Source organism: Burkholderia stabilis, assembly GCF_001742165.1.
GTDB lineage: Bacteria > Pseudomonadota > Gammaproteobacteria > Burkholderiales > Burkholderiaceae > Burkholderia > Burkholderia stabilis.
Genome location: NZ_CP016444.1, coordinates 1,192,895 through 1,218,621, shown reverse-complemented (window position 1 = coordinate 1,218,621; position 25,727 = coordinate 1,192,895). Strand labels below are relative to the sequence as shown.

The 25,727-nt window shown below is 62.9% G+C and carries 19 protein-coding genes and 1 pseudogene; 13 read left to right on the top strand and 7 right to left on the bottom strand.

The window, feature by feature from the left end; all coding sequences use genetic code 11:
• Positions 1–2: 2 nt before the first annotated feature.
• The 4 genes from BBJ41_RS37855 to BBJ41_RS37840 all read right to left on the bottom strand — a co-directional run bounded on the left by BBJ41_RS37855 (position 3) and on the right by BBJ41_RS37840 (position 4,263).
• On the bottom strand, positions 3–512 hold the full coding sequence (locus tag BBJ41_RS37855) for a MerR family transcriptional regulator (protein ID WP_069751348.1): 510 nt from the start codon (positions 510–512) through the stop codon (positions 3–5).
• A 254-nt stretch (positions 513–766) separates the two neighbouring features.
• Positions 767–2,227, bottom strand: coding sequence for an aldehyde dehydrogenase (locus BBJ41_RS37850; protein ID WP_083282178.1), 1,461 nt, complete (start codon positions 2,225–2,227; stop codon positions 767–769).
• A gap of 67 nt (positions 2,228–2,294) precedes the next feature.
• Positions 2,295–3,350, bottom strand: coding sequence for a zinc-dependent alcohol dehydrogenase family protein (locus BBJ41_RS37845; RefSeq protein ID WP_069751346.1), 1,056 nt, complete (start codon positions 3,348–3,350; stop codon positions 2,295–2,297).
• Between the two features lie 112 nt (positions 3,351–3,462).
• Positions 3,463–4,263 carry an SDR family NAD(P)-dependent oxidoreductase gene (locus BBJ41_RS37840; RefSeq protein ID WP_069751345.1) on the bottom strand — a complete coding sequence of 267 codons (801 nt, stop codon included), beginning with the start codon at positions 4,261–4,263 and terminating at the stop codon, positions 3,463–3,465.
• Positions 4,264–4,703: 440 nt separating this feature from the next.
• Here BBJ41_RS37840 and BBJ41_RS42180 point away from each other — a divergent pair.
• The 3 genes and pseudogenes from BBJ41_RS42180 to BBJ41_RS37825 all read left to right on the top strand — a co-directional run bounded on the left by BBJ41_RS42180 (position 4,704) and on the right by BBJ41_RS37825 (position 8,836).
• A pseudogene (locus BBJ41_RS42180) lies at positions 4,704–6,106 on the top strand (CaiB/BaiF CoA transferase family protein).
• A 227-nt stretch (positions 6,107–6,333) separates the two neighbouring features.
• Positions 6,334–7,251 carry a LysR family transcriptional regulator gene (locus tag BBJ41_RS37830; RefSeq protein WP_069751344.1) on the top strand — a complete coding sequence of 306 codons (918 nt, stop codon included), beginning with the start codon at positions 6,334–6,336 and terminating at the stop codon, positions 7,249–7,251.
• 271 nt (positions 7,252–7,522) lie between these two features.
• The gene (locus BBJ41_RS37825) at positions 7,523–8,836 is read left to right on the top strand and encodes an MFS transporter (RefSeq protein WP_069751529.1); all 1,314 of its coding nucleotides are present in this window, start codon (positions 7,523–7,525) and stop codon (positions 8,834–8,836) included.
• Between the two features lie 331 nt (positions 8,837–9,167).
• Here BBJ41_RS37825 and BBJ41_RS37820 read toward each other — a convergent pair whose 3' ends face one another.
• Together BBJ41_RS37820 and BBJ41_RS37815 are read right to left on the bottom strand one after the other, a co-directional pair.
• Entirely contained in the window at positions 9,168–10,253 is a 1,086-nt protein-coding gene (locus BBJ41_RS37820) for a Zn-dependent alcohol dehydrogenase (RefSeq protein ID WP_069751343.1), read from the bottom strand.
• Positions 10,254–10,365: 112 nt separating this feature from the next.
• On the bottom strand, positions 10,366–12,003 hold the full coding sequence (locus BBJ41_RS37815; RefSeq protein WP_236872182.1) for an aldehyde dehydrogenase family protein: 1,638 nt from the start codon (positions 12,001–12,003) through the stop codon (positions 10,366–10,368).
• 399 nt (positions 12,004–12,402) lie between these two features.
• Between BBJ41_RS37815 and BBJ41_RS37810 the strand changes: the two genes are divergently transcribed.
• A complete protein-coding gene (locus BBJ41_RS37810; RefSeq protein WP_236872181.1) occupies positions 12,403–14,316 on the top strand; it encodes a sigma-54-dependent Fis family transcriptional regulator in 1,914 nt (637 codons plus the stop codon).
• Positions 14,317–14,421: 105 nt separating this feature from the next.
• A complete protein-coding gene (locus BBJ41_RS42175) occupies positions 14,422–14,685 on the top strand; it encodes a hypothetical protein (RefSeq protein WP_156815015.1) in 264 nt (87 codons plus the stop codon).
• A 734-nt stretch (positions 14,686–15,419) separates the two neighbouring features.
• Here BBJ41_RS42175 and BBJ41_RS41015 read toward each other — a convergent pair.
• Positions 15,420–15,740 carry a hypothetical protein gene (locus BBJ41_RS41015; protein WP_156815014.1) on the bottom strand — a complete coding sequence of 107 codons (321 nt, stop codon included), beginning with the start codon at positions 15,738–15,740 and terminating at the stop codon, positions 15,420–15,422.
• 428 nt (positions 15,741–16,168) lie between these two features.
• Between BBJ41_RS41015 and BBJ41_RS37805 the strand changes: the two genes are divergently transcribed.
• From BBJ41_RS37805 to BBJ41_RS37770, 8 genes are all read left to right on the top strand, one after another.
• Positions 16,169–17,236, top strand: a complete 1,068-nt coding sequence (locus tag BBJ41_RS37805; RefSeq protein WP_083282160.1) for a GlxA family transcriptional regulator — start codon at positions 16,169–16,171, stop codon at positions 17,234–17,236.
• 569 nt (positions 17,237–17,805) lie between these two features.
• Positions 17,806–18,009, top strand: a complete 204-nt coding sequence (locus BBJ41_RS37800; protein ID WP_069751341.1) for a hypothetical protein — start codon at positions 17,806–17,808, stop codon at positions 18,007–18,009.
• A gap of 55 nt (positions 18,010–18,064) precedes the next feature.
• Positions 18,065–19,141, top strand: coding sequence for a sugar transferase (locus BBJ41_RS37795; protein WP_069751340.1), 1,077 nt, complete (start codon positions 18,065–18,067; stop codon positions 19,139–19,141).
• Positions 19,142–19,306: 165 nt separating this feature from the next.
• On the top strand, positions 19,307–20,482 hold the full coding sequence (locus tag BBJ41_RS37790; protein WP_069751339.1) for a polysaccharide biosynthesis/export family protein: 1,176 nt from the start codon (positions 19,307–19,309) through the stop codon (positions 20,480–20,482).
• Positions 20,479–20,913 carry a low molecular weight protein-tyrosine-phosphatase gene (locus tag BBJ41_RS37785; RefSeq protein WP_069751338.1) on the top strand — a complete coding sequence of 145 codons (435 nt, stop codon included), beginning with the start codon at positions 20,479–20,481 and terminating at the stop codon, positions 20,911–20,913. Before BBJ41_RS37790 ends, BBJ41_RS37785 begins: the two co-directional genes overlap by 4 nt.
• A 52-nt stretch (positions 20,914–20,965) precedes the next feature.
• Positions 20,966–23,203 carry a polysaccharide biosynthesis tyrosine autokinase gene (locus tag BBJ41_RS37780; RefSeq protein ID WP_069751337.1) on the top strand — a complete coding sequence of 746 codons (2,238 nt, stop codon included), beginning with the start codon at positions 20,966–20,968 and terminating at the stop codon, positions 23,201–23,203.
• A gap of 63 nt (positions 23,204–23,266) precedes the next feature.
• The gene (locus BBJ41_RS37775) at positions 23,267–24,499 is read left to right on the top strand and encodes a lipopolysaccharide biosynthesis protein (RefSeq protein WP_069751336.1); all 1,233 of its coding nucleotides are present in this window, start codon (positions 23,267–23,269) and stop codon (positions 24,497–24,499) included.
• Positions 24,500–24,527: 28 nt separating this feature from the next.
• Entirely contained in the window at positions 24,528–25,727 is a 1,200-nt protein-coding gene (locus tag BBJ41_RS37770; RefSeq protein WP_069751335.1) for a capsular polysaccharide export protein, LipB/KpsS family, read from the top strand.

Below are 25,727 nucleotides of genomic sequence, written 5' to 3'. Positions count from 1 at the left end.
GATCACGATGCTCCGTTTCCGGAACCGGTCGACGCGGAACGGCGCTCGCGAGCGGCAAGCCGTTCGCCTTCGAGCACTTCCGCGGGGGTGCCGGCGAGTCGCCGACGCAAATACTCGAGATCGTCGTTCAGCTCGTTGCGGAGCGTTTCCGCATCCGTCAATTCACGTCGGACCTGCACGATCCTGGCATTCAGGCGCGTTATCTGTTCCGCGAGACTCGACGAAATCTCGTGCAACGACTCGGCGGAATACTGCCTGCGGCCGTCGGCCTCGATCGCCAATGGCTGCTTGAGCATTTCGGTGATGCCGTGCAGCGAAAACCCGAGGGATCGCAGTCGCAGGATTCGTCTGAACCTGTCCAGATCCGCAACGCTGTAGAGCCGGTACCTCCCGTTGCTCCTGGCGGGAATCACAAGGCCGAGCTCCTCGTAATACTTCAGTGTGCGCGGCGTCACGGACAGTTGCCGGGCGGCCTCGCGAATCGCGACGAGTTGCGGATTCATGGCTTGCATCGATCGAAAGGGGAAAGGGGCCAATCACCCCGGCATACGGAGTCACGCAGCGCGTTCGGGCGCCGTCTGGAACGTCAACGTATGCGTACAGGTTGAGGGAAAATGAAACGCCGACGTGCTGTCGGCGCTTCATTGGGTCGAACGGGTGGGCAGGGGAAAACGCGCTCGATCCGTTACACGGAATCAGGAAGCGCACGACCAACCGGTTCTGCTACCCGCGTCGATATGCGCACCGCGCGGGAAGCATCGGACCGTCAAGCCATCACGATGGTTTTCGATTCCATGAACGCGGCCAGCCCTTCGACACCGCCTTCACGCCCGATGCCCGACTGCTTGAACCCGCCGAAGCCGATCGAGAAATCGGTGCGCGGGCCATTGTGGCCGACCGTACCCGAGCGGATCTGCCGTGCCACGTGCAGCGCACGGGCGCTGTCGTTCGTGAAGACCGCGGCATTCAGGCCGAACGGCGTGTCGTTCGCCATCGCGATCGCGCTCGCTTCGTCGTCGGCGGGAATGACGCTCAGCACCGGGCCGAAGATTTCTTCCTGCGCGATCGTCGAACGATTGTCCACGTTGCCGAACACCGTCGGCTCGAAGAAGAAGCCGCGCTCCAGCCCGGCCGGCCGTTTGCCGCCGGCTGCCAACGTTGCGCCTTCCGCGATGCCCTTGGCGACGAACCGCTCGACGGTTTCCCGCTGCCGTGCGCTAGCGAGCGGGCCGGAGGTGGTTTCCGGCGCGAACTGATCGCCGAGCACGATCTTTTTCGCGGCGTTCGACAACGCTTCGACCATCGCATCGTGCTTCGCACGGGGAACGATCACGCGCGTCAGGCTGTGGCAGATCTGCCCGGTGTTGTAGCCGAAATAGGACGGGCCGAGCACGTTGGCCGCGGCTTCGATGTCGTAGTCGTCGAGAATGACGGCGGGCGATTTTCCGCCCAGCTCGAGCGTGACGCGCGCGACGCGATCGCCGGCGATGGACGCGATCCGGCGGCCGGCACCGGTCGATCCCGTGAACGTGATCTTGTCGACGCGAGGGTCGCGAACCAACTCCTCGGATACGTCGCGATCGGCCGTCACGACGTTGATCACGCCGGGCGGCAAGCCGATTTCTTCGCAGATCTCGGCGAACAGGTAGGCCGAGCAGGGCGCTTCGGGCGACGATTTGATCACCAGCGTGCAGCCTGCGAGCAGCGCCGGTGCGGTCTTGTACGCCATCAGACCGGCGGGGCCGTTCCACGGAATGATTTCGCCGACGACGCCGACCGGCTCGTAGACGCGATAGCCGAGATTACCGGTGACCGACCGATGCTCTTCGACGAACGGAAAGGTCGATGCCATTGCCGCGTACTGGCGAAATGCGCCGCTGATGAACAGCCCGATACGGGGCTGCGCGACTTTATAGACGATGCCGGTCTCGATCGCCCAGATACGCGCGAAATCGTCGTTCAGCGCTTCCAGCCGTTGCGCGAACTTCTCGAGATAAACCGCGCGCTCCTGCGGCGTCATCCGGGGCCACGGGCCGTTGTCGAAGGCGTCACGCGCTGCCGTGATGGCACGCTGCATGTCGGCGGACGCGGCCTTTGCCACGGTCGCCACGACTTCTTCCGTCGCGCAATCGAACACGTCGAACGTGTCGGCGGTGGACGGTTGAACCCATTGCCCACCGATATAGAACTCTCGAGGATGCTTGAGGTCGATCGTTCTCTTGGTCATCTGAATCTCCATGGCCGCCATCGGCGGCACTTTCCAATTTCCGGACAGCACGGAGGTGTGCGTGCCGTCAAAATACGATGACGCCCTTGCCACTCGTCTGTTGATTGAAGTGAGCGTAGGCGTCACCGGCTTGCTCGAGACTCCACTCGTCGGTAAAGAGCTTGTCTACCTCGACGCCGTGGTCGGCGATGAAGTGAGCACAATCCTTCATGCCGACTTCGGAGAAGGTAAAGGAGCCGACCAGCGTTCTTTGCTTGCCGATCAGATCCTTCATTGCGTCGATGGTCAGGTTCCCGCCGACCGCAACGAGAACGACGCGCCCCCATGTTTTCGTGCTGCGAATGGCCTGTGCGCGCGGCAATTCGCCGCCGGCACATTCGACCGCACAGGACACGCCTTTTCCGCCGGTCAGCTTGTGGATCTCTTCGACCGGGTCGACTTTGCTGGCATCGATGCCGTGCGTGACGCCAAAGGCTTTCGCGCGTTCGACGCGATCCGGATTGATGTCGATACCGATCACCTCGATACCCATCGCGGCGGCGAGTTGGGCCGTGGACAGCCCGACCGGGCCCAGGCCATAGACGGCAAGCGTGTCGCGCGCACTGATCTCCAGGCGCAACAACGCGCCGTATGCCGTGCCGGTGCCGCACGCGATGGCCGCGCCGCCCTTGAACGACACTTCCTGCGGCAGATGGACCAGTGACGATACCGGTACCTTCATGTAGTTCGCATGCCCGCCGTGGCTGAGTACGCCGTAGATGCGTGCGCCGCGATCGCACAGTTGGGTCCAGCCCGTGCGGCAGTGATCGCAGCAGCTGCAGCCGGCGTAGTGAAACACCATTACCCGGTCGCCCACCCGAAACGTGCCGGGATCGACGCCGGGGCCGACCGCGGCCACGACGCCGCACGGCTCGTGGCCGCCGATGATCTGCGCGGATTCCATCCGGTCCCGCAAGCCGAGCATGCTTAGCGACTCCGCCATGCCGTGGCGGTAATAGTGAAGGTCGGTTCCGCACATGCCGGACGCCTTCATTTCGATGACTGCTTCTCCGTATCCGGGAACGGGGTCGTCGAAATTCAGAACGTCGACCTTGCAATTTCCCTGAAACACCATGCCGCGCATGAAAATTCTCCAACTGCTGAGACTTGAACCGGCGTGTGCGTGAGCGCGCGTGCGCAAGGCATCCCTGTTCCGATACCGGCGCGGCGAGCTCGGGCGCGACGCGCGGCGCAGGTCAGTGAATGGTCAATCCGCCTGTCGGACTGAGCGTTGCACCGGTCAGATACGCTGACTCGGCGGATGCGAGGAACGCGACCACCTGACCGATATCGGTCGGTGCCGCAACGCCGAGCGGGCACCCGGCGACCACCTTCTCGTATTGCTTGCGGTGCTGCTCCGAAACCTTGCTGTCGGCGCCGAATACGGCGTCCCACGACGGGCTGTCGCGCACGACCGTCACGCACACGCAGTTGACCCTGATCTTGTCTCGTGCGAGTTCCTTGGCGATCACCTTGCTCGCGCGGATCAATCCGCCGGCAAACGTCGAAACGGCGGTTTGACCGGGTGTCGGCACCCGGCCGCCTTCCGACGTCACGAAAATCACACTGCCGCCGCCCCGGGCACGCAGGTAGGGCACCGCGGCCTGTACCGGGAAGAGCTTGGCCGTCGTATTTTCGGCCACGACGGCCGCCACGCGCGCCAGATCGATATCGGCAAACGGACCACGCACCCTGGGAGACCGGGCCTCGTCGTCATTGCCGCCGGCATTGGCGACGACGATGTCGATGCCGCCGTAGCGGCGGGCGGTTTCCGATGCGAGGGCGTCCATATCGGCTTTCGTTCGAACGTCGCCGGGCAGAAAATCGGCCTGGCCTCCGGCCTGCCGCAGTTCGGCAAGGACCGACTCGGCTTTTGCTGCGCTTCGTCCGTTGATCACGACGGTTGCGCCGCGAGCCGCGAGTTGCAATGCGATACCTCTGCCGATCCCGCCAGTGCCGCCGGTGACGATCGCTACTTTCCCTTCAAGACTGCTCATCGAAAATCGCCTTCAAGACATTGAGAATTGCGTTCGAACGTGTCGTCAGGTCGGGTACGCCCGGCATGGCCGATCGCGCGTAGCCGCCGACGGATCGAGGCTGGCGGCCAGATCAAAGCCGGTTGACTCAATGGCCCGCCGCCTGTCGGTTTGAGCAATGGTAGGGACAAGGAGGCATCAATTCGAGTGCTGTTTCTCGAACGGGGCATTGCATTTTTTCGAACCCGAACGCCGACGCACGTCGATGCGTGACGCGCGAACATCCGGTTGACCGACGCGCGAGCAGGTGGACCGTCGATCCCGACGTCGTGCGGCCCGACATGCCGGTTCGCGAAACCGCAATGCCGTCTTCGCGAATGCGCATTTGAACGATCTGGCTGACTCACCTAGCATCGTTCGTATCAGGCGATGGGGTCGATCCGGAATCGCTCACCCATCGGATGAGATCCAATGCGCTGCGATTCTCGCAGCGCACACAAAACGAAGCGTTGCCGGTCACGAGACACCGCGAAATCGATGCGCTGCACCATCGGACCCGCGGCGGCCGGCACACGAAAACAGTATCAAGAGACATTAAAAAAGGAGACAGGATGGAGGCGGCACTTCACGATTCGCTCGTCGGAACGAAACCCGGCGCCGAACGACCATTGGCCGGTATACGGGTGCTGACAGTCGAGAACTTCATCGCGGCGCCGTTTGCTTCGATGTGGCTGGCGGATGCAGGCGCGGAAGTCGTCAAGATCGAGACGCGCGAGGGCGGCGATTTTGCACGGAGCACGAGCCCGGTCAAACCCGATGCCGACGGCAAGCCGAACGGGCTCGCGTTTCTTCGGACGAATCGGAACAAGAAGAGCGTCACGCTCGATCTCAAGCATGAGGAGGGGCGACGCATCTTCCTCGAGCTCGCGGCACAGGCCGATGTGGTGATCGAGAACCTGCGGCCCAATGTCATGGACCGGCTGGGGCTCGGTTACGCGGATCTGAGCAAGGTCAATCCGCGCCTGATCTACGGCGCCATTTCCGGGTTCGGGCACGACGACATCCTGCCCAGCCCGTATGGCGACTTCCCCGCGTTCGATATCGTGGGCAGGCCATGAGCGGACTCATGTATCGCCCCGAGCGTAGCGGAGATCGCCCCACCTATCTGGGCTTCTCGCTTGCCGATATCCAGTGTGGAATCCTGGCGCTCTACGGCGTCGTGCTGGCGCTTCTGCACCGCCACACGACAGGCAAGGGCAAGAAAATCGATATCTCGATGTACGACGCATCGCTGATTCTCAACGAAATCTCGGTCACGATGTATTCCGCGACGAAACGGACATCGCCGCCCGGTGTGCATGCCGTCACCGCGCCGTTCGGAACCTATCGTGCGAAGGACGGCTACATCGTCATTGCGGTGCTGGGCGAACACATCTGGAAGCGGTTCGCGGAAACGATCGGCCGTCCCGACCTGACGAGCGACCCGAGATTCGCCGACGGCGTGCTGCGCAAGCAGCATCTGGACGCGCTGAACGTCGAGATCGATGTGTGGCTGGCCGATCGAACGCGCGAAACGGCGCTGGCGACGCTGCGCGCGGGCGGGGTGCCGTGCTCGAACGTCAACGATGTGCCGGACCTGTTCGACTGCCCGCACGTTGCCGCGCGCAAGATGCTCATGACGCTCGACGATCCGGTGTGGGGCCCCATCCAAGTGGCCGGGAACCCGGTCAAGATGTCGGATGTGCCCGAGCCCGACGCAAAAGCGCCGCCGAGCCTGGGCGAGCACAACGCGGATGTGCTGCACGAATGGCTTGGCATGAGCGAAGGCGAAATCGGGAGATTGCGTGACATGAGCGTGATCTGAGCCCGGCGGCATGGCGCCGGGCAACCGCGTCGGTTCAGCGTGCTTGGGCGCGCGCATTCCGTCGGGGTTTGCCCGGGCTTTCCGGCGGCCCGGCGAGGCGGGCGGATATGGCGTCAGCGGCTCCGGTCAAACGGCGCCCGCGCCCCGATTGACGATGGCTCCCCTCCGACATAGTCTTTCGGTCTCGGGCGCTCGATGGGGCCCAACCGGACGATCATGGAGGTCGAATGACGGGGCTCAGTCTCCACAATCTGACGCGGCGCGTCGACCTGTTCACATTGCGGTTGTTTCTCACCGTCGTGGAGGAGCAGCAGATGCGTCGCGCAGCGGTGAGGGAAAACATCACGCCGTCGGCCGCCACGAGACGCATCCAGGATCTCGAGGAGGTTGCCGGCATCGATCTGTTCGAGCGGCTGCCGGGCGGCATGGTGCCGAGCCCCGCCGGCGAAGTGCTGGCCCGCCACGTGCGCTTGCTGTTCGAGAATCTCGACGTGATGCGCCGGGAAGTCGCCGAGTTCACGGAGGGCGTGCGCGGGCATATCCGCATCAGCTCCACCAGCACGATCATCGTTCAATTCCTGGCGCGCGAGATCGCCGAATTCACGCGGGACTTTCCGCTCGTCGACATCGAGTTGCAAGAGGATGCGAATACGAACGTGGTCGGTGCCGTCGTGACCGGCAAGGCCGATGTGGCCATGTTCTATGCAACCGACGATATCGACCGGGAGGCGCTCGAGATCATCGAATACCGCACCGACCGCCTGGTTGCCGTCGTATCGCAGGGGCACCGCCTGGCGGAGCGCGCGAGCGTGACGACGCGCGACTTGCTCGACGAGAACATCATCGGCCTGTCGCCGACGACTTCGATGATGACGCAACTGAAAAACGCCGCATCCGCGCTGGGGCGCGAGCTGGTCGTGAAGTACCGGGTCAACACGATCGAAGCGGCCCGAAGCCTGGTCAAAGCCGGCCTGGGCGTGACGATCCATCCCGAGAGCATGCTGCCGCTCGAAGAATTCAAAAAAGTGACGCTCGTCGCGCTGGACGAGCCATGGGCGCTGCGCCGGCTTTGCATCGGCACCAAGCGCGGCGATTCGCTGCCGGCGGCCACGCGGGCGTTCGTTGCGCAGTTGACCGACCGCTGATTCCCGTTCCGGCGATGCGCGTGTCCGCGAAGCGCGCGGCAGGGGCGAGCACGTCGAGCGCATCCGCGTGCGTGGCCGGTATTCCGGGCAGCGCTGATCCGGTGCTCGTGCGGGTGTGGTTTTCCCGGACATGCGGGCATCGATTCGGATTCGTCGAATCGACACTTCGAAATCCGTCACTTGGCCTGAAAATTTCGTATCCCTATATTTTCATCGAACATAAAAAAGCCCGGCCTATAACGGGTGTCCATGAATGAAAAACGGAGACAACGTGAACGACACTTCCCTCTCGAAGCGCAGCGGTCTATTCGTGGTCGCATTGTGCTTTCTGACAATCGCCGTCGACGGCTACGATCTCATCGTGTATGGCGCAACGGTATCAGCGCTTTTTGCGGAACCCGGCTGGGGCCTGACTGCCGCGGGCGCCGGAATGATCGGAAGCTGGACCCTGGCCGGGTTGATGCTCGGCCTGTTCGGCGCGGGCTCCCTGTCCGATCGCATCGGGCGACGCAACCTGATCATGGCCGGCGTGTTCTGGTTTTCGATCGGTTCGCTACTGTGCGCGCTGGCGCATTCGCCGACCCAGTTGGGCATTGCCCGCTTTTTCACCGGTGTCGGACTCGGGAGTGTCGTGCCGTCGTCGGTGGCGCTGACGGTCGAGTATGCGCCGAGAAACCGCCGGCAGCTCTACAACGCGCTTGCGCTCTCGGGTTATGCGATCGGCGGAGTGATTTGTGCGTTGCTGGCCATTTCGCTGCTGCAAAGTCATGGCTGGCGAGTGCTTTATGGCGCCGGCTCGCTGTACATCTTCGCCTTGCCGGTGATGTACTTCTTCCTGCCGGAGTCGGTGAATTTTCTTGTCGATCGCAACCGGATGGACGAAGCGCGCGCACTGGCCACCCGTTATTCGCTCGACTTCGATCAGGTGCTGGCCGATCACGAAAGCCAGCGTCAGCTTCATGCGAGCACCGGAGAACTGCGCGGCTTCAGGCTCGTGATGTCGACCGAATGGCGATCCGCGGTGCTGCTGTTCGCAGTCGTCTGCTTCTGCGGTCAGATCGTCGTCTATGGAATGAACGTCTGGTTGCCCACACTGATGCGCAAGGCCGGTTATCCGCTCGGATCGTCGTTGCACTTTCTGCTGGTGATGCAGTTCGGCGCCGTCGCCGGCAATGTGGTCGGCGCGTGGCTCGCCGATCGACTGGGTTCCCGAAAGATACTCATTTCGTTCTTCGTCATTTGCGCACTGTCATTGCTGGTCATGAGCCAGAAACCCGATTACGCGTGGTTGATGCTTGCGGTGTTCGGCGCGGGACTGGGTTCGATCGGATCGACGACGCTCGGTTATGGCTACATCGCCGCGTACTTCCCCGCCTTGTGCCGTGGCTCGGCTATCGGGACAGCGCAGGGTCTGGGGCGGATCGGCTCGGTGCTGGGGCCGATGATCGGCGGATGGGTCGTCGGGTCGAGTCTGGGCCATCAATGGAATTTCTACGTATTCGCGATTCCATCCGTGATCGCCGCGGTGATGGTGACGCAGATTCCCAAGGGCGCGCGCGTGAGCACGTCTTATGTGAAGGCGTGACCTGAACGCAGATCGTGACGGACGAGCCGTCGCGTCACGACCCAGTCCTGATGCCGGCAGCTTTCGTGCTGCCGGCACGATCCGTAGCATGACCGACGTGTCGATGATCCGCGGCCGGATGTCGCCGCCCAGGCGCAACTGCGGATCGATGCCGGCAGCAGGGCGTCGATGCCCATTCGGCTGCAGTGCCTGCCGCTGCCGCCGCTGCCGCCGCTGCCGCGCACCAGGATGCCGCGCTACGGGAAGACGGGCCGGGCGAGAATCCATTCTCGGAAAGAGAGCGTATTCTCGCCCGGCAAAGCGCTGACAAACCTTCGAGTGGTTCGCAGCGTCAATGATCGAATACGATCACGGATCGGGTGAGCTCGCCGCGTCGAAGTTCGTCAAACCCCTCATTGATTTGTTCAAGCTTGATGTGCTGCGAAATCAGCTTGTCAAGATTCAACCTGCCTTGCATGTAGTAGGTCACCAGATTGGGGAGATCGACCGGGAACCGGCTGGCTCCCATACTGGATCCCTGGAAGCGGCGCTCCTGAAGCATCTCCCACGAATCCAGTTCGAGCTTCGTGCCGTATTTCACCATGCCGATCAGCGTGGCAGCGCCGCCCCGGCGGAGCATCTCGAACGCCTGTTCTGCCGTTCTTTTCAGGCCGATACACTCGAATGAGTACTGGACTCCACCGCGCGTCAGCTCCTTCACTGCCTGCACCGGGTCGCTATCATTCACGTTGATCACGTCGGTCGCGCCGAACTGGCGTGCCAATTCGAGCTTTGAATCCAGCGTGTCGATCGCGATAATCTGGGCCGCGCCTGCCAGCGCCGCACCGTTGATTGCCGACAGCCCGATGCCGCCGCAGCCCAGGACGGCCACGGTAGCACCAGGACGCACGCCGGCCGTATTGAATACGGCGCCGGTTCCCGTGAGGACCGCGCAACCCAGCAATGCAGCGCGATCGAGCGGCATGTCCTTGCGAATCGACACGACTGCATTTTCGTGGACCAACATCTGTTCCGCATACGCCGACAGGTTGTAAAACTGCTGCATCGGTTTGTGTGCGTAGGAAAGACGCGGCTCCTCGGCCGGCTTGCGTTGTGTCTCCGACGATTCGCACAGAGAGAGGCGGCCGGTCACGCAGTTCGCGCAGTGGCCGCAAAACGCCGTTACGCAGGTAATGACGTGATCTCCGGGTTTGACGGTCACGACATCGGAGCCGACTTGCTCGACGATCCCCGCTGCCTCATGGCCGAGAATCACCGGGATTGAATACGGGAACAGACCGTCGATGAAGTGCAGGTCGGAATGACACATACCGACAGCCGCAGTACGGACCAGAACTTCCCGTGGCCCTGGTTTGCTGATGGCAACGTCTTCGATGCTCAACGGCGTACCGGGCCGATGCAAGACAGCTGCTTTCATTTTTCTACCTCACAGTATGAGAATGGTGATCTGCATTTGCAGTGAACGGAGCCCTGAGCGCCAAAGTATCCGCGTGAACGATCGGTACCGTTCGGGCTCTTTTCTCCGCTCCTTAAAGCTTGACGAAGACAGACTTTTCTTCGGTGTACGCGACGTACCAATCCTTGCCGAGCTCGCGTCCCTGGCCTGATTCCTTGTAGCCGCCAAAGGGCATGTTTGGATCGAGTGCAAGATAGGTATTGATCCAGACTGTCCCCGCCCTCAGGCGTCGGGCCACCGTATGAGCGCGCTGGATATCGCGCGTCCAGACGGCCGCGGCCAGGCCGTAGGTCGAGTCGTTACCTTGCAAAACGGCGTCGGTTTCGTCGGAAAAGGGAATGACCGATACGACAGGACCGAAAATCTCTTCCCGGGCGATGCGCATCGAATTGTTCACGTCGTCGAAGATGGTCGGCGTTGCGAAATACCCGACGGATTCCGGCAGTTCGCCACCGATTTTTGCCTTGGCTCCTTCGCTGAGACCGGTCTCGAGATAGTCCCGAACGCGTTCGTACTGCGCTCGCGATGCGAGGGGGCCCATGGTCGTTGACGGGTCGAGCGGATCGCCGATCTTGATGCCCGCCGCGTAGCGGGCCAGCCTTTCCACAAACTCGTCCTTGACGTCGCGTTGCACGAACAGCCGTGTGCCAGCGGCACATACCTGGCCAGTCAGCGTGCAGAATCCGGCGAGAGAAACCTGCAGCGCTTGTTCAATGTCGGCGTCCGGAAACACGATATTCGGCGATTTTCCACCGAGTTCGAGCGTGACGCGCTTCATGTTGCCGAGCGACGCCTGCATGATCTTTCGACCGGTTTCAACTGATCCGGTGAACGAGATCTTGTTGACACCCGGATGAGCGGAAAGGGACGCGCCTGCCTCGGAACCGAAGCCGGTCAGGACTTGCAGAACACCATCCGGAAACCCTGCCTCCAGGGCGAGTTCAGCCATTCGGCATGTCGTCAACGGCGTGCCTTCCGCGGGCTTCAGGATCAGACAGTTTCCTGCAGCCAGGGCAGGGCCGGCTTTCCACGCCACACTCGCGATCGGGCCGTTCCATGGCGTGATCCCGCCGACTACGCCGACCGGCTCCCGGAGGACATAGTTGAAGGTCCCGGCGGCCGATGCCATGGTGTATCCGCTGACCTGCGCAGCGGCGCCGGCGAAATAGTGCAGCGTTTCCACCGCCAGCGCGACGAACATCTTTGCAGTGCCGATCGTCATGCCGTTATTCAGTGTTTCCAACTCGGCAAGCTCGTCCGTGTGCTGATCGATCAGTTCAGCCCAACGACGCAGATAGCGCGCGCGCTCGTGAGGGCTCATGCGTGGCCACGGTCCACTGTCAAATGCGGCGCGCGCGGCTTTCACCGCCTCGTCGACATCGGTCGCATCGGCCTGTGCGGCCTGCCCCAGAATCTGCTCCGTTGCCGGATTGAGCGTCGGGAATACCTTGCCCGACTTCGCCGAGACCCACTGATTGTTGATGAGCAAACAGGGTTTGTGAGCGTTGAGCCAATCTTGTACCCGTGTGTTTCGGGCCTGGCCAAAAGCGAGTGCGGATTTCTCCACCTTGGTCATACTGTCTCCGATGATTGATTTGTCGAACGCGTCGGCCCCTGGTTTTTTGCGGATATGGAGATCCGAATGCTTCGCCTTGCGGTGGCACGACTGCTCGAACTGTGAGTGCGCCACGTCTGGCTGAGGTTGATCCATGGCGCTTTACAGCAGATGCAATAGCCATGCCACGCGACGCAAACATCCGTATGTCGACCGACCACCCTTGCAGCGCCGCGGGAGGGCGAGACTCGGTTGGTCGATGTGTGCGTATCGGAGAGGCAATACTGTCGCATTGCATGGTGCAACTGTCGCATTGCAGCAGTACTGCGACACCTCGGCATCGCACAAGGGCGACGCGAGGTCAGGACGAAGCGACAGATGAAGATACCGACCGCAGTTCGTCTCGACGGTCGGGCGCGTCACGTCGGTCGTCAATTGACAATCGGGCCGATTCCTAGCAGATTAAGAATCGGCTGAAAAAAATCGAAAGTGATCTGACTCGCATGCAGCGTAGATGTGCAGATGTCGGCGAGAACAGGTCCGGAGACTGGAGACATGTTGATGGGAAACCTGCCAGGCCATGCGGCGCGCAATTCCATGATTGCGCGTCGATACTTTTTCGATGGCAAAGACATACCGACCGGTACCGTTCATGAAAGTATTTTGCGATCCTGGCAACGCGTTGCACTCATCGGTATCCGACCGGAGCAGCGTGTACTGTTTTCCGATCAGATCGAGGTAAGTCGACAACGTCAGTGCGTCGACGAGAATCGCGCGCTGATCGACCTGGTCAGTGCCGAGATGAACGCGCTTGCGCGCGGATTTTCGTCGCGCGAATGGACCGTGTCATGCCTGAATGCACAAGGCGTTCTGGTGGCATCGTCCAGCCTCGTTGTCGACCACCAGGAAAGCCGGGCGCCTCTGCAGCCGGGTTTTCATGCATCCGAGTCGGTGATCGGAACGTGTGCGCCCGGTTGCGTCCTTGCCGACGATTACAGGCCGACTGAAGTGGGGCGTGGCGAGCACTATCTTCACGAGTTGGTCGATAACGTGTGTGCGGCAGCACCGATTCTCGATCATCGGAATCAGCTGATCGGAATGCTGAACCTGTCGGGATTCGGTGTGGATTTACCAAGCTACGCCCTTCGGCTTGTGACTGCCTCCGCGACTGCAATCGGAAACGCCACGTACGGATGCGTGCCTGGTTGTCGCGTGGTGCGGCTGCATTACGACCACCGCTTTCTCCATACACCGGCAGAAGGCATCATTGCCGTGTCGCAAGACAACGTGATCGTTGGCGCGAATCGCGTTGCGCGGCGCTTGTTGAGCCTTCCGGATGATGGTGGAGTCCGGGTCGAATTCGAAGCGGTGTTTGCAGGCCGCCTGTCGAACAAGCATGGGGCAATTCCTGCCTCGGTGCGCACGCATACCGGCGCATACCTTTACGTGTCGATGGAGCCGGAGTCTCGGGTGCGCCGTCGCTCGGGTCACCCGGGACCTGCGGCGTCCAGTAAGCAGCGGCTGGAACCTGTGCCGGGCCAGCCGCACGAGGACGTCGTGATGCAGGACGTTTTCCGTCGAGCGTCGCTGGCGTTGCGGGAGAACGTCCCGGTTATCCTGCTCGGAGAAACCGGGACGGGGAAGAGCAGGCTCGCGAAGGCATTGCACGATGCGAGTCGGCCGGGTGGCAGGTTCGTTTCGATCGACTGCTCGGCCATGCCTGAAGGGCTTGTAGAGGCCGAGTTGTTCGGGTATGTGGATGGCGCCTTCACGGGGGCTCGCAAAGGTGGCAATCCGGGAAAAATCGAACTCGCCGATCGAGGTACCTTGTTTCTGGACGAGATTGGCGACATGCCCCTGTCATTGCAGACCCGTTTGCTGCGCGTGATCCAGGAACGGACTGTTACGAGGGTCGGTTCGACCCGGGAGATTGGCGTCGATATCCTGGTCATGTGTGCAACGCATCAGGATCTTTCTGCTCTGGTGCGGCGCGGCGTGTTCCGCGAAGATCTGTACTTTCGACTCGGTGGCATTGCGGTGCGCCTGCCCGCACTTCGTGACCGGAAGGATCTGCCTGATCTCGTCAACACCGCGCTTCGTGAGTTCGCGCGGGGCAGGGACAAGCACTTTGATCACGACGTCATGGATTTTTTCCTGTCGTATCCGTGGCCCGGTAATCTCAGGGAACTGCATCAGGTGATCCGGACTTCCGTGGCGATATCCGGAGACTGCGAGCGGATTGGTCTTGAACATTTCGACGCAGTGTGGCTGGAAGCCGTCGATCGCTGTCGCCATGGCGGTTTTCCGGTTCCGGCTGGTGCACGACCGAAGAGGACACACCGCACTTCGAATGAAGCGATCCAGAGTGCGTTGAACCAGCTGAACGGCAATCGCTCAGAGGCGGCCCGGGAATTGGGAATTTCTCGCGCCACGATCCATCGGAGAATTTTACGCGGAGAAGTTCAATAGTGAACGTCCCCCCGATACGGCGGACATCTCCGCACCTCACCGGCGCCTGCTCAAAGGTTCGGCAGGATGTTGATCGGCTGTAAAGCGGCAACATGACCGGGCGCGATGTTCGCCAGCCCGTATCGTCGCACGCATGGCAAGAAGAACGATCAGCATCGAAACGCGGGCTGTGCCGCAGCCGCTGATTTCGGCGTTCGGGCATTCGTCGAAGGAGAGCGGCGTCGTTCGGTCGATGGCAGTGCTGCGCTGAACGGTATCCGCTGGGAAGACCTTCCGCAGGAACCCGCTTCGGCAGCGGGACGACTTGTTGGCGGCGACTACGCGGCCGGCAAGCTGCCGGCGTCCGGGACAGACTGCATGTCGCGATGATTTGTCGCTCGAGCGAGCACGGTCAAATCGATTGACGACGAGCAGGCATCGATAGCACGAGCGTGGCTACCCCTGATAGGCTCACGACGGCCTGCTCGACGTCGAGATTCCGCGCAACGTAAAGAGCCGTTCGACCCGGTGCTGATTGCCAAAGGCGAGCGTGCCATCCGCCGGGCATGCGATCTCTGTCACGGAGCGCGACACATCCAGCCCTGCGATTCGCAAACCCGTCCCTCGTCTAGATCACTATCGGGAGCCGGTGGGCAGCACGACGACGACGGATTCGCGCTCGTCGCGCAACCGGGCGGATCGCAACGGCGGCCAACTGCCGACACGCGCTGGCGGCTCATCGCATAGGAGTGGCCTGTCCACCTGAAGTATTCCCGGTGTCCGCTGTCCCGGATGGCTAGGCCATAGGCTCAAACCGCTTGGTGCGGGCATGCGAGGCGCTGGCTCCATCATGTCGGTTACGCACGTCATCGAGTAGGCGATGGAGTCGCGTTTCACCATATTCACGAAGCGACCGACCATCCGGTTAATTTGTGGGATACACACCGGCATGACCGATGGCTTCGGGTCGATGGCTGCCGCGCGCGCTCCCGTTACCGTCGAAATGAACCTCGACGCAAGTCAGCGCAGCTTGCCTTTCTACTGCGACGTCAATGTGTCGAATACGCCGCTGGTGCGACATTGGTGCACCAATGTCGCGCATTCGCGAATGGATAAGCTCCCATTCAATGGAAACGTTTGCGTGGCACGGTATCGAAATATTCAGCGACTATATCGATATTCGATCGTCGATACAGGGCGAGCGATTGCACGAATTTCCAATGACATTCGACGAATTCTTTTGCGGCGAACGTTTGCGCGACACTGAATCGCATGCCGCGCCGGTGATTCGTTTTCAGTGATTGCCGATCAGGGCTCACGCGATTACATCGATTGTCGTCTGCATTACGCTCGAGGCCGGTGCGATCGACGTCGAATTGAACGTGTTGCCGACGTGCGCGAATAACCCGAGCAGCGGCCCGTTTTTTGCGCTTGTCGGCACGCACGTATCTCGGTCCTGTCAGTTGGCGCCGACTTCATCCGGACGCGGGCAATACTAGACGGCCCACGGCCGAAACGGAATCCACGCTGCCTGGGCATGGTCGCCGCGACACCGCTCCTCATCCGCGCCGGCCAGCATTGGTCGCGCATTGGCCGGCTCAAATTCCGTCGCAATTATCCGGAAGCGAAGCGGTCTCCCGCTATCCCGTTCGATATCCAGGATCAATGATTTACGTCAATTTTTTGTCGAATTCAGCGAATGAATTTGCATCGGAGCCGGCCGTTTTCAATAAATAGGGGGCACATCATCGGCTTGATTGATTCCGACAACAACACGGCGGAAACAGACATTGATAAATCGGCGAACAATGACCGCCGCATATGATGCGGCGCAGAAATCGAGAAATGTAAGCAATTGTTAAAGGGCCGAAAGATGCAAACAGTGTCGAATCATTCATCGGCGGGGTTAAGCGTGAATCGTGGTAGAGGTCCAGGAAACGGGCATCAACGGGCAAGCGTAATCGTACTGTTGCTCGAAGGTTTTTCGATTATGCAGATGGGCAAGCTGGCTGCGGTTTTCGAACTGGCCAATCAGCTTGGTCGAGCCGACGGCGCATTCGCCGACCACTACGAATTGCGGCTTTATTCGATCCATGGCGGCCCGGTTCGTTCGTCGTCCGGTGTCGGGATCTGGACGGACGCAACCCGCATGCTCGAGGCAAGCACGGTTCACGCGATGTTCGTTCTGAGCGGTGATGGCGGGATCGAGGCGCTCGACGAGCAATTGATCGCGTGGGTCAGGCATGCGCACCAGCGCGCACGTGTCGTCAGGGGCAGCAGTGGTGGCCGGAAGCTGTTGACGCAGATTCATCTGGCGCAAAAGGAGGTCGACAAGGTGTCGCCGGCGGTGGACGACGGCAGCGCTTCGCACGCCGGACGTGACGACGTCGAACATGCCGGTGACGAGGACGACGGGCCGTTTTCGGATGCGTTGTCGATCGTGCGCGTCGACATGGGCTACGAAATCGCGCAGGAAATCGTGACGTGCATGGTGTCGGGTGCGAATCGCAAGCTGACCGACGTGCTGTTCGGCGCACGCCTCGCGCGGGCCAGCACATTGATCCGGCGAGCGGCGCATCATCTGCGCGTCAACAGCGAGAATCGAATCTCCATCGCGGACGAGGCGCAGGCCGCGGCGATGAGCGAGCGCAATTTCCTGCGGCGCTTCAAGAACGAGATCGGTGTCACGCCGACCGAGTTCGTGTTGAGAATCCGCCTGGAAAAAGCCTGCCGCATGCTGATCGAGACGGATCTTCCGGCCGACAAGGTCGCAAGACGAACCGGCCTCGGTAGTGGCGACCGGATGGCCAAGCTGTTTCGCCAGCACTTGCAGACTTCACCGACCGAATACCGGGCCGCCGCCCGAAAAGGCGGCGACGCTTCGGCGGAGATGTTGTATGCGTCGGACCTGAGCGGCTGGATGAACAGCGCGACATCGTAGACACGCGACCGCCGTTCGTCACTCGAAGCCGACGCGTGTCAATTCACTCAGCCGGGAATAATCAATTTCCGGATAAATGTATTTCGATCGAATGACAGGATGATCATTCCGGAACAGGAAATGCGGATATCCGTCGATCGTCACGTGACGCAGTTGGATTCGGCCACAATCGCGGCGGCGTCCGACACCAGGCGTCCCAAACACGTATCCACTCGATTAATTTATCGACTGGCCTTTCGAGGAGGCGGCACCCCGGTACTCCTCGGAATTTTGCCTGCCGTGTCGTCGTGAGCGCACTGCGCAGGCCTTTTTATTCCTCGAGCCAGTATTCGCGCCGATGACATCCGGCCGATGCTCGCTCGCATGTTCCGCGCGGCAATCAGCGATGCAATCGCTCCGTGGTGCGCCGGACAAGACCGGCAAGATGACTCATGTATTGGCGTGAAATGGCGTGTTGCCGCAGCGATCAGGATTCGAGAATTTCTCATCGAAATCACGCGTCATTCCTGCATGAGATTTCGCCGGGTTAATCGTGAAGTCGATCGAATAATTCCGCGACGAAATCACCCTTGATTCCTTCCGCCATCAACAAGGCGAATTCGGACGCAAGCGATAAGAGCGCGACTCGCGACGAATATGATGCACTGCGGAAACACGGAAGCGACGACGTTCCGACAGGCAAACGGATAGGCACGCTGACCGGCAAGTTCCTCTGCAACTTGCCGCAGCATGACCGGATGTTTGCCACGGGGCGACACGAATTGCAGACGTAAAACACCGGCGCGCAAAGCGAACGGATGTTGAATGTCAAATTAGGAGTTCATATCAATGAATTCGTTGATCAATCGAGCGACCGATATCGGGCTGATCGTGCTGGGCGCGTTCATTCCCGCATTGATCGGTGCCACCGGCGGCACACGCGGGACCCTGTTCGACGGTGCGCTCGTCGCCTTTGCCGCCGCGCTGGCGTTGTCGGTATTTCCCGCCTGCGGCATCTACGACGCGGCGCGCACGCGTTCGGCGCTGCACGTGCTCGGCCGCACCGTGCTTGCGTGGATCGTCGTGCAGGGCATGAGCACCGCGCTGCTGTACATGCTGCATCGTGCCCACGTGCTGTCGAACGAATGGTTCGTGTACTGGACGCTCGCCAGCGGGATCGGCCTGATCGTGTTCCGCGCGCTGACGCTCGCGATCTTCGGGATGATCGAACGTGCCGGCGATCAGGTGCGTGCGGCGGCCATCGCGCACGCGGACCTGCGCGGGCAGCTCGAGATCGGGCACCGGACGGTCGGGCGCGTCAAGCGGATGGTCAAGCGCAGCTTCGACCTGGTTGGCGCGTCGTTGCTGCTCGTCATGCTGGCGCCGTTATTGCTGGGCATCGCATGGACGGTGCGGCGCGACGGCGGCCCGGCGATCTTCGGGCACGAGCGCGTCGGCCGCAACGGCCGGCGGTTCAAGTGCCTGAAATTCCGCTCGATGGTGACGAATGCCGATGCGGTGCTCAAGGCGCTGCTCGAGCGCGACGCCGACGCCCGCGCGGAATGGGATCGCGAATTCAAGCTGAAGAACGATGTCCGCATCACGCCGATCGGCCGCCTGCTGCGCAAGACGAGTCTCGACGAATTGCCGCAGTTGCTGAACGTGCTGAAGGGCGACATGAGCCTCGTCGGGCCGCGCCCGATCGTCGAGGCCGAGCTCGAACGCTATGGCGCCGATGTGCGCTACTACCTGATGGCGAAACCCGGCATGACCGGCCTCTGGCAGGTCAGCGGCCGCAACGACACCGACTATTCGACGCGCGTGTCGCTCGACGTATCGTACGTGCGCGAATGGTCGCTGCGCCGCGACATCGGCATTCTGTTCCGGACGATCAACGTGGTGGTGCGCGGTTCGGGTGCGTATTAGCCGCAGCGGCGCGCACGTCGCGAAGGATGCGCGGCGGCAGCAGGCGCGGTGTTCAGTGGCAGCAGGGCAGCAGGCATGTCCGGTCTCGACAGGGGTGCTGTACTCGTGGTCGACATGACGCGGGGCGACCGGTGCAATTTCAAATTAAAAAAGTGCGAGGTTGTAATGCAGAGGTTGCGTCAAATGGAGCCGGCACGCGCGATCGCGCCGCACCGGCCATCGCGTGTCGGATCGCTCATTGCGATCCTGCCGCTGTGCGCATTGCTGGGCGCGTGCGGTATCGCGCCCGGCATGCGCATGCAGCAGCCGGCGTCGATTCCGCTGCAAAGCGGCGCCACGCCGGCCGACAGTGCCGCGCTGCCGGTTCCGGTCACGAACATCGACCTGTTGCTGATCCGGCGCATGCGCGATACCGAACGCAGTATGGGCGGCGAAGCCCGCGATATCGGCACGTCGCCGGACGCCTACACGATCGGGCGCGGCGACGTGCTGCAGATCACCGTATGGGATCACCCGGAACTCGCGGCGGCGCTCGGCGCGCCGGCGCAGGCCGCACCGCGCGCGGCGGATGCGCCGCCGGGGTTCGTCGTCGACCAGGACGGCACGCTGCAGTTTCCGTACGCGGGCCGGCTGGCGGTCGCCGGGCTGACGGCGGAGCAGGTGCAGACGCAGCTCACGCGCCGTCTCGACAAGACGTTCAGGAATCCGCAGGTCACCGTGCGCATCGCGTCGTTCCGCGCGAAGCAGGTGTATATCGAGGGCGAGGTGCATACGCCGGGCTCGCAGTCCGTGAACGACATCCCGATGACGCTGTATGACGCGATCGGGCGGGCCGGCGGTTTTTCGGCGGCGGCCGACCAGAGTCGCATCGTGCTCGTGCGCGACGGCGTCGAACGCCGGATCGACCTGACCGAGATGGCGGAGCAGGGGCGTAACCCGTCGAAGATCGTGCTGCGCAACGGCGATCTCGTGCGCGTGCTGCCGCGCGACGAGAGCGGCGTGTTCGTGATGGGCGAGGTCAACAGGCCCGTGACGGCATTGCCGATGCGCAATGGCCGGCTGACGCTGAGCGAGGCGATCGCGCAGGCCGGCAGCCTGAACGCGAACACGGCCGACGCCGCGCAGCTCTACGTGGTGCGCGGGATGCAGGACGAGCAGCCGCAGGTCTATCACCTCGACGCGCGCTCGCCGGTCGCGATGGTGCTGGCGAATCAGTTCCAGCTGAAGCCGAAGGACGTCGTGTACGTCGACGGCAACGGGCTCGTCCGCTTCAGCCGCGTGCTCAGCCTGTTGCTGCCGGCCATCAACGCTGGCCTGACCGCGGCGATTGCGACCAAATGATGGAATCCATCCTGATCGTCTGCGAAGGCAACATCTGCCGCAGCCCGATGGCCGAAGCGATGCTGCGTCACGCCATGCCCGGGCGCCGCATCGCGTCCGCCGGCCTGAACGCGCTGGTCGGCATGCCGGCCGCGCCGTATACGCAGGACGTGATGCGCATGCGTGGATTCGACGTATCGACGCATCGCGCGCAGCAGATCGGCCGTTCGCTGTGTACCGACGCCGACCTGATCCTCGTGATGGACCGTCGACAGCGTACGTCGCTCGAGAACCAGTTCCCGTTCGTGCGGGGACGCGTGTTCCGTCTTGGCGAGTACACGGATTTCGACGTGCACGACCCTTACCGCCAGCCCAGATTCGTGTTCGAACGCTGCGCGCGCCTGATCGAACTCGGCGTGTCCGAGTGGTCGAAGCGGCTGCGTATCGTCTGAAGCGGCCGTTGGTCGATGCCCCACTGGAACCCATACGCCTCATATCGTTGCCATGACCCAACCCTCCGCCCCACCGCAGCAAGCTGTCGAAGACGGCAGCGAGACCGATTTCGTCGCGGTGCTCGACATCCTGCTCGAAAGCCGCTGGCTGATCGCGATCATCACGTGCGTGCTGCTGGCCGCCGGCCTCGCGTATGCGATTCTCGGCAAGCCCGTGTTCGAAGCCAATATCATGGTCCAGGTCGAGGACAGCCCCGACACGTCGGCCGCCAAGTCGTTGCTGGGCGACGTATCGGCGCTGTTCGACGTGAAGTCGTCGGCTGCCGCCGAACAGCAGATTCTCGCGTCGCGGCTGGTCGTCGAACGTGCGGTCGACAAGCTCAACCTGTTCATCGACGCATCGCCGAAGCGCTTTCCGCTGATCGGCGACTGGATCGCCCGCCACGCCGACGGCCTGTCCGATCCCGGCCTGGCCGGATTCGGCGGCTACGCATGGGGCCGCGAGCGCATCGACGTGCCACGGTTCGACGTGCCGCGCAAGAATGAGGGCGACACGTTCACGCTGACGCGCCTCGACGGCAAGCGCTATCGGCTCGAAGGTGGCGATCTCGACGCCGCGGTCGAGGGCACGGTCGGCACACTCGAGCATTTCCGCTCGCCGCGCGGCCCGATCACGCTGCAGGTCGCGTCGATCGCCGCGAAGCCCGGCGCCGCGTTCGTGCTGGTCCGCAATTCGCGGCTGAAGACGATCGAGGACATCCGCGACCGCCTCAACGTGCAGGAGCGCGTGAAGCAATCGGACGTCGTCGTCGCGAGCCTGCAGGATACCGATCCGAAATGGGTCAGCGACACGATGAACGAGATCGGTCGTCAGTACGTGCGGCAGAACATCGAGCGGAAATCGGCGGAGGCCGCGCAGTCGCTCGAATTCCTGAACGGGCAACTGCCTCAGCTCAAGCAGCAGCTGACCGATTCCGAAGCGCGCCTGACGAAGCTGCGCAACGAGCACGGCACGGTCGATCTCACCGAGGAGGCGAAGCTCGCGCTGGCGCAGACCGCCGACGCGAAGACGCGCCTGCTCGAGTTGCAGCAGAAGCGGCAGGAGCTGATGTCGCGCTTCACCGAGCGGCATCCGAGCGTGGCCGCGATCGACGAGCAGATCGCCGCGCTGAACGGCTATCGGAGTACGGCCGAGCAGCAGATCCGGCGCCTGCCGGACCTGCAGCAGGAAACCGTGCGACTGATGCTCGACGTGAGGGTCAACACCGACCTCTACACCGCGTTGCTGAACAACATGCAGCAGCTGCAGCTCGTGCAGGCCGGCAAGACCGGCAACGTGCGCCTCGTCGACACCGCGGCGGTGCCGGAAGTGGCGGTGCGGCCGAAGAAGGCGCTCGTCGCGCTGGCATCGCTGCTGCTCGGGCTGCTCGCCGGGTGCGGCACCGCGATCGCCCGCTCGATGCTGTTCCACGGGATCTCCGATCACAACGAGATCGAGCGCCGTCTCGGCCTCGCGGTGTATGCGACGGTGCCGATCAGCGACCATCAGCGCGACCTGGCCGAGGAGGCCGCGCGCAAGAGCGGCCACAAGTCGATCCTGTCGATCGACTTCCCGAACGAGCCGGCCGTCGAGTGCCTGCGCAGCCTGCGCACCGCGCTGCAGTTCGCGATGCTCGAGGCGAAGAACAACATCGTGCTGATCGCCGGCCCCGCGCCGGGCGTCGGCAAGACCTTCCTGTCGTCGAACCTCGCGGTCGTGATGGCGAGCGCCGGCAAGCGCGTGCTGCTGATCGACGGCGACATCCGCAAGGGCCGGCTGCACGACTATCTCGGCTTCCCGCGCGGGCGCGGCTTCACGGAGCTGATCGCCGGCAGCGCGCGCGTGGCGGACGTGATTCACCGCGAGGTGGTCGAGGGTCTCGACTTTATCTCGACCGGGACGATGCCGAAGAATCCCGCGGAACTGCTGCTGAGCCGCAATCTCGCAGCGCTGGTCGACGAACTCTCGTCGCATTACGACATCGTCGTGATCGACTCGGCGCCGGTGCTTGCCGTGCCCGATGCCGGCATTCTCGGCGCGGTCGCCGGCACCGCGTTGCTCGTCACGATGGCGGGCAAGACGAAGCTCGGCGAGATCGGCGAATCCACGAAGCGCTTCGCGCAGAACGGCGTCCGGTTGAACGGTGTCATCTTCAACGGCGTCAATCCGCGGCTCGGACAGTACGGCTACGGGTCGAAGTACGGCGGTTACCGCTATGTCGCTTATGAATACGGGGTGCAGGATGCGTGACGCGCACCATGCCGTCGGCGGCCCGGCCCGCGTAGCCGGCCGCGCGCCGCGCACGGGGGCGAGATGATCAATCCGCGGGATTCGATCGTGTCGCTCGCCGGCGTCGTGGCCGGGCAGATCGCGCTGTTCGCCTGCATCTTCGTGATCGGGCGGCGCTTCGGGCCGGAGTCGCTCGGCCACTTCAACTATTTGCTCGCGCTGGCGACCTTCGCCGGCACGCTGCTCGCGTTGCGCTACGAACTCGCGTGCGTCGACGACGCGCTGGGCGAGTCGTTCAACGCGTTCGTCAACGTGAGCGCGCTGAGTCTGGTGGCCACCGCCGGGTTCGGCATCGCGATCGCCGTCGCCGGCCGCACGGACCTGCAGCTCGTCGCGGTCTACGCGCTGGCATCGTTCGTGCAGCTGGCCGCCGGGTCCTACCTGAACAGCCTCCGGCGCTACGGCTGGATTGCGCTGTCGCGCGTGGTGATCAACGGCGCGTTCCTCGCGGGCCTGGTGCTGTCGCTCGCATGCCCCGCGTGCGGGCACGTGGACGTGTTCGCGCTGTATGCGTGGGTGACCGCGGCGGTCTCGATCGTGATGGCCGCGGCGATCCTGTTCTCCGGGTATCGCGCCGGGTATTCGTTCAGGCTGTCGCGCGGGTTCTTCGTCAGGAACCGCCGTTTCGCGCTGTATATCCTGCCGTCGACGCTGTGCGCGTCGGTGCTGACCTACGCGCTGTCGATCGCGATTCCGCACTGGTTCGATGCGCAGAGCGCCGGCTATTTCGCCGCCGCATACCGGCTCGGATTCTTTCCCGTGTCGCTGATCGCGCAGAGCGTCGGCGGCGTGTTCCGCCGCGACGCGATCGGCGCGATGGCGCGTCCGGATGCGGGCACGACGGTGCCGCGCGTGTACCGGACCTACGCCCGCGCGCTCGCGGTCCTCGCGGCCGTGTACATGGCCGGCGGGCTGCTGCTGTTCGCGCCGCTCGTCGACCTGTTCTTCGGCGCGAGCTGGCGCGGCTCGGTCGGGTTCTACCACAGCCTGATGCCGCTGTTCGCGCTGCAGCTGATCTACGTGCCGCTGTCGCAGATCTTTCTCGCGATGCGTGCGCAGCGCATCGATTTCCTGTTTCAGCTGACCAGCGGCGCGTGTCTTGCCGGCGCGCTGGGCATCGCGCGGTTGATGAACCTGTCGGCCCAGACCAGCGTGCAGATTTTTTCGCTGACCGGCGCGGTGCTGATGGCGGCCGGCATCGCGCTGACGTACCGGGTTCTCGACACGAATCTGTCCCGCTTCCGGGCGCTGGCGTGAGATCGCCGACACGACGAACGAGCACACCATGATCCTGATTGTCATCGATTCCCTCGAGCGTTACTACTTCGCCACCCGCCTGGTGAACGCGGTCCGTCACGAATACGAGTTCGCGTTCCTGACGAGCGAACCGGTTGCGCATCTCGGCCTGCTGCTGAGCGGCTACCGGTCGGTGTACCTGAACCGGCTGATGCCGATCGACGTGCCCGACGGCCAGCCGGCCGACCGCACGCCGTACCAGCTGTCGATCGAGGTGCTGAACGGGCAGGTGACCGAGGCGCGCGCGAAACGCGAATCGGCGGCGATCTTCCATATCGCGTCGGAAGTCCTGCGCGGCCTGCGGGTCGAGCAGTGCGTGATGTGGAACGGGCAGCAACTGGTGTGTCGTGCGGTGCGGCAGGCCTGCACGGTGCACGGTGTGGCGACCCGTTTCATCGAGATCTCGAACCTGCCCGGCAAGCTGTTCGTCGATTCGCTGGGCGTCAATGCGCTGTCGACGATCAGCCGCAACCCCGAAGTCATCGACCGATTGCCGCTGCCCGACGAGGACACGCATGCGCGCTGGCTGTCGGCCTACGAACGCTACAAGCAGATGCCGCTGCCGCAGGCCAGGACGTCGCTCGCGCGCAAGGCCCTGTCGGCGACCAACTACGTACTGAAAGTGGTCAGCCGCGGCGTCGGCCGCCGGCGGCTGGCGAGCGTGCGTGCGCGCAACGGGATGCCGGCGCCGCGACAGGCCACCTTCATGTCGACCGACACGCTGGCGACCTGCCGCTATGTGTTCCTGCCGCTGCAGGTGTCCGGCGACACGCAGATCAGGCTGCATTCGGACGTCGACAATCTCGAGGCGATCCGCCATGCGTTCGAGTTCGCGGCGAACGAGAGTGCCGACCTGTTCGTGAAACTGCATCCGGCCGAGACCGATGCGGCGGAGATCGACGCGATCGTGCGCCTGCAGCAGACGTATCACTTCGAGATCGTCACGTCGCCGACCACGGACCTGCTCCGGCACGCGTATGCGGTCGTCACGATCAATTCGACGGTCGGGCTGGAGGCGATGCTGTATGGCAAGCGCGTGGTGCCGCTCGGCCGCTGCTTCTACCAGGAATTCGACCGCGAGCGGCTGCTGAAGTACATCCATTCGTTCCTGGTCGACGGCATCGACTATTTCGGCGCCGCGCGCATCCCCGCCGATGCGGCCCGGCGCGTGTTCGCGAGGCGGCACTGA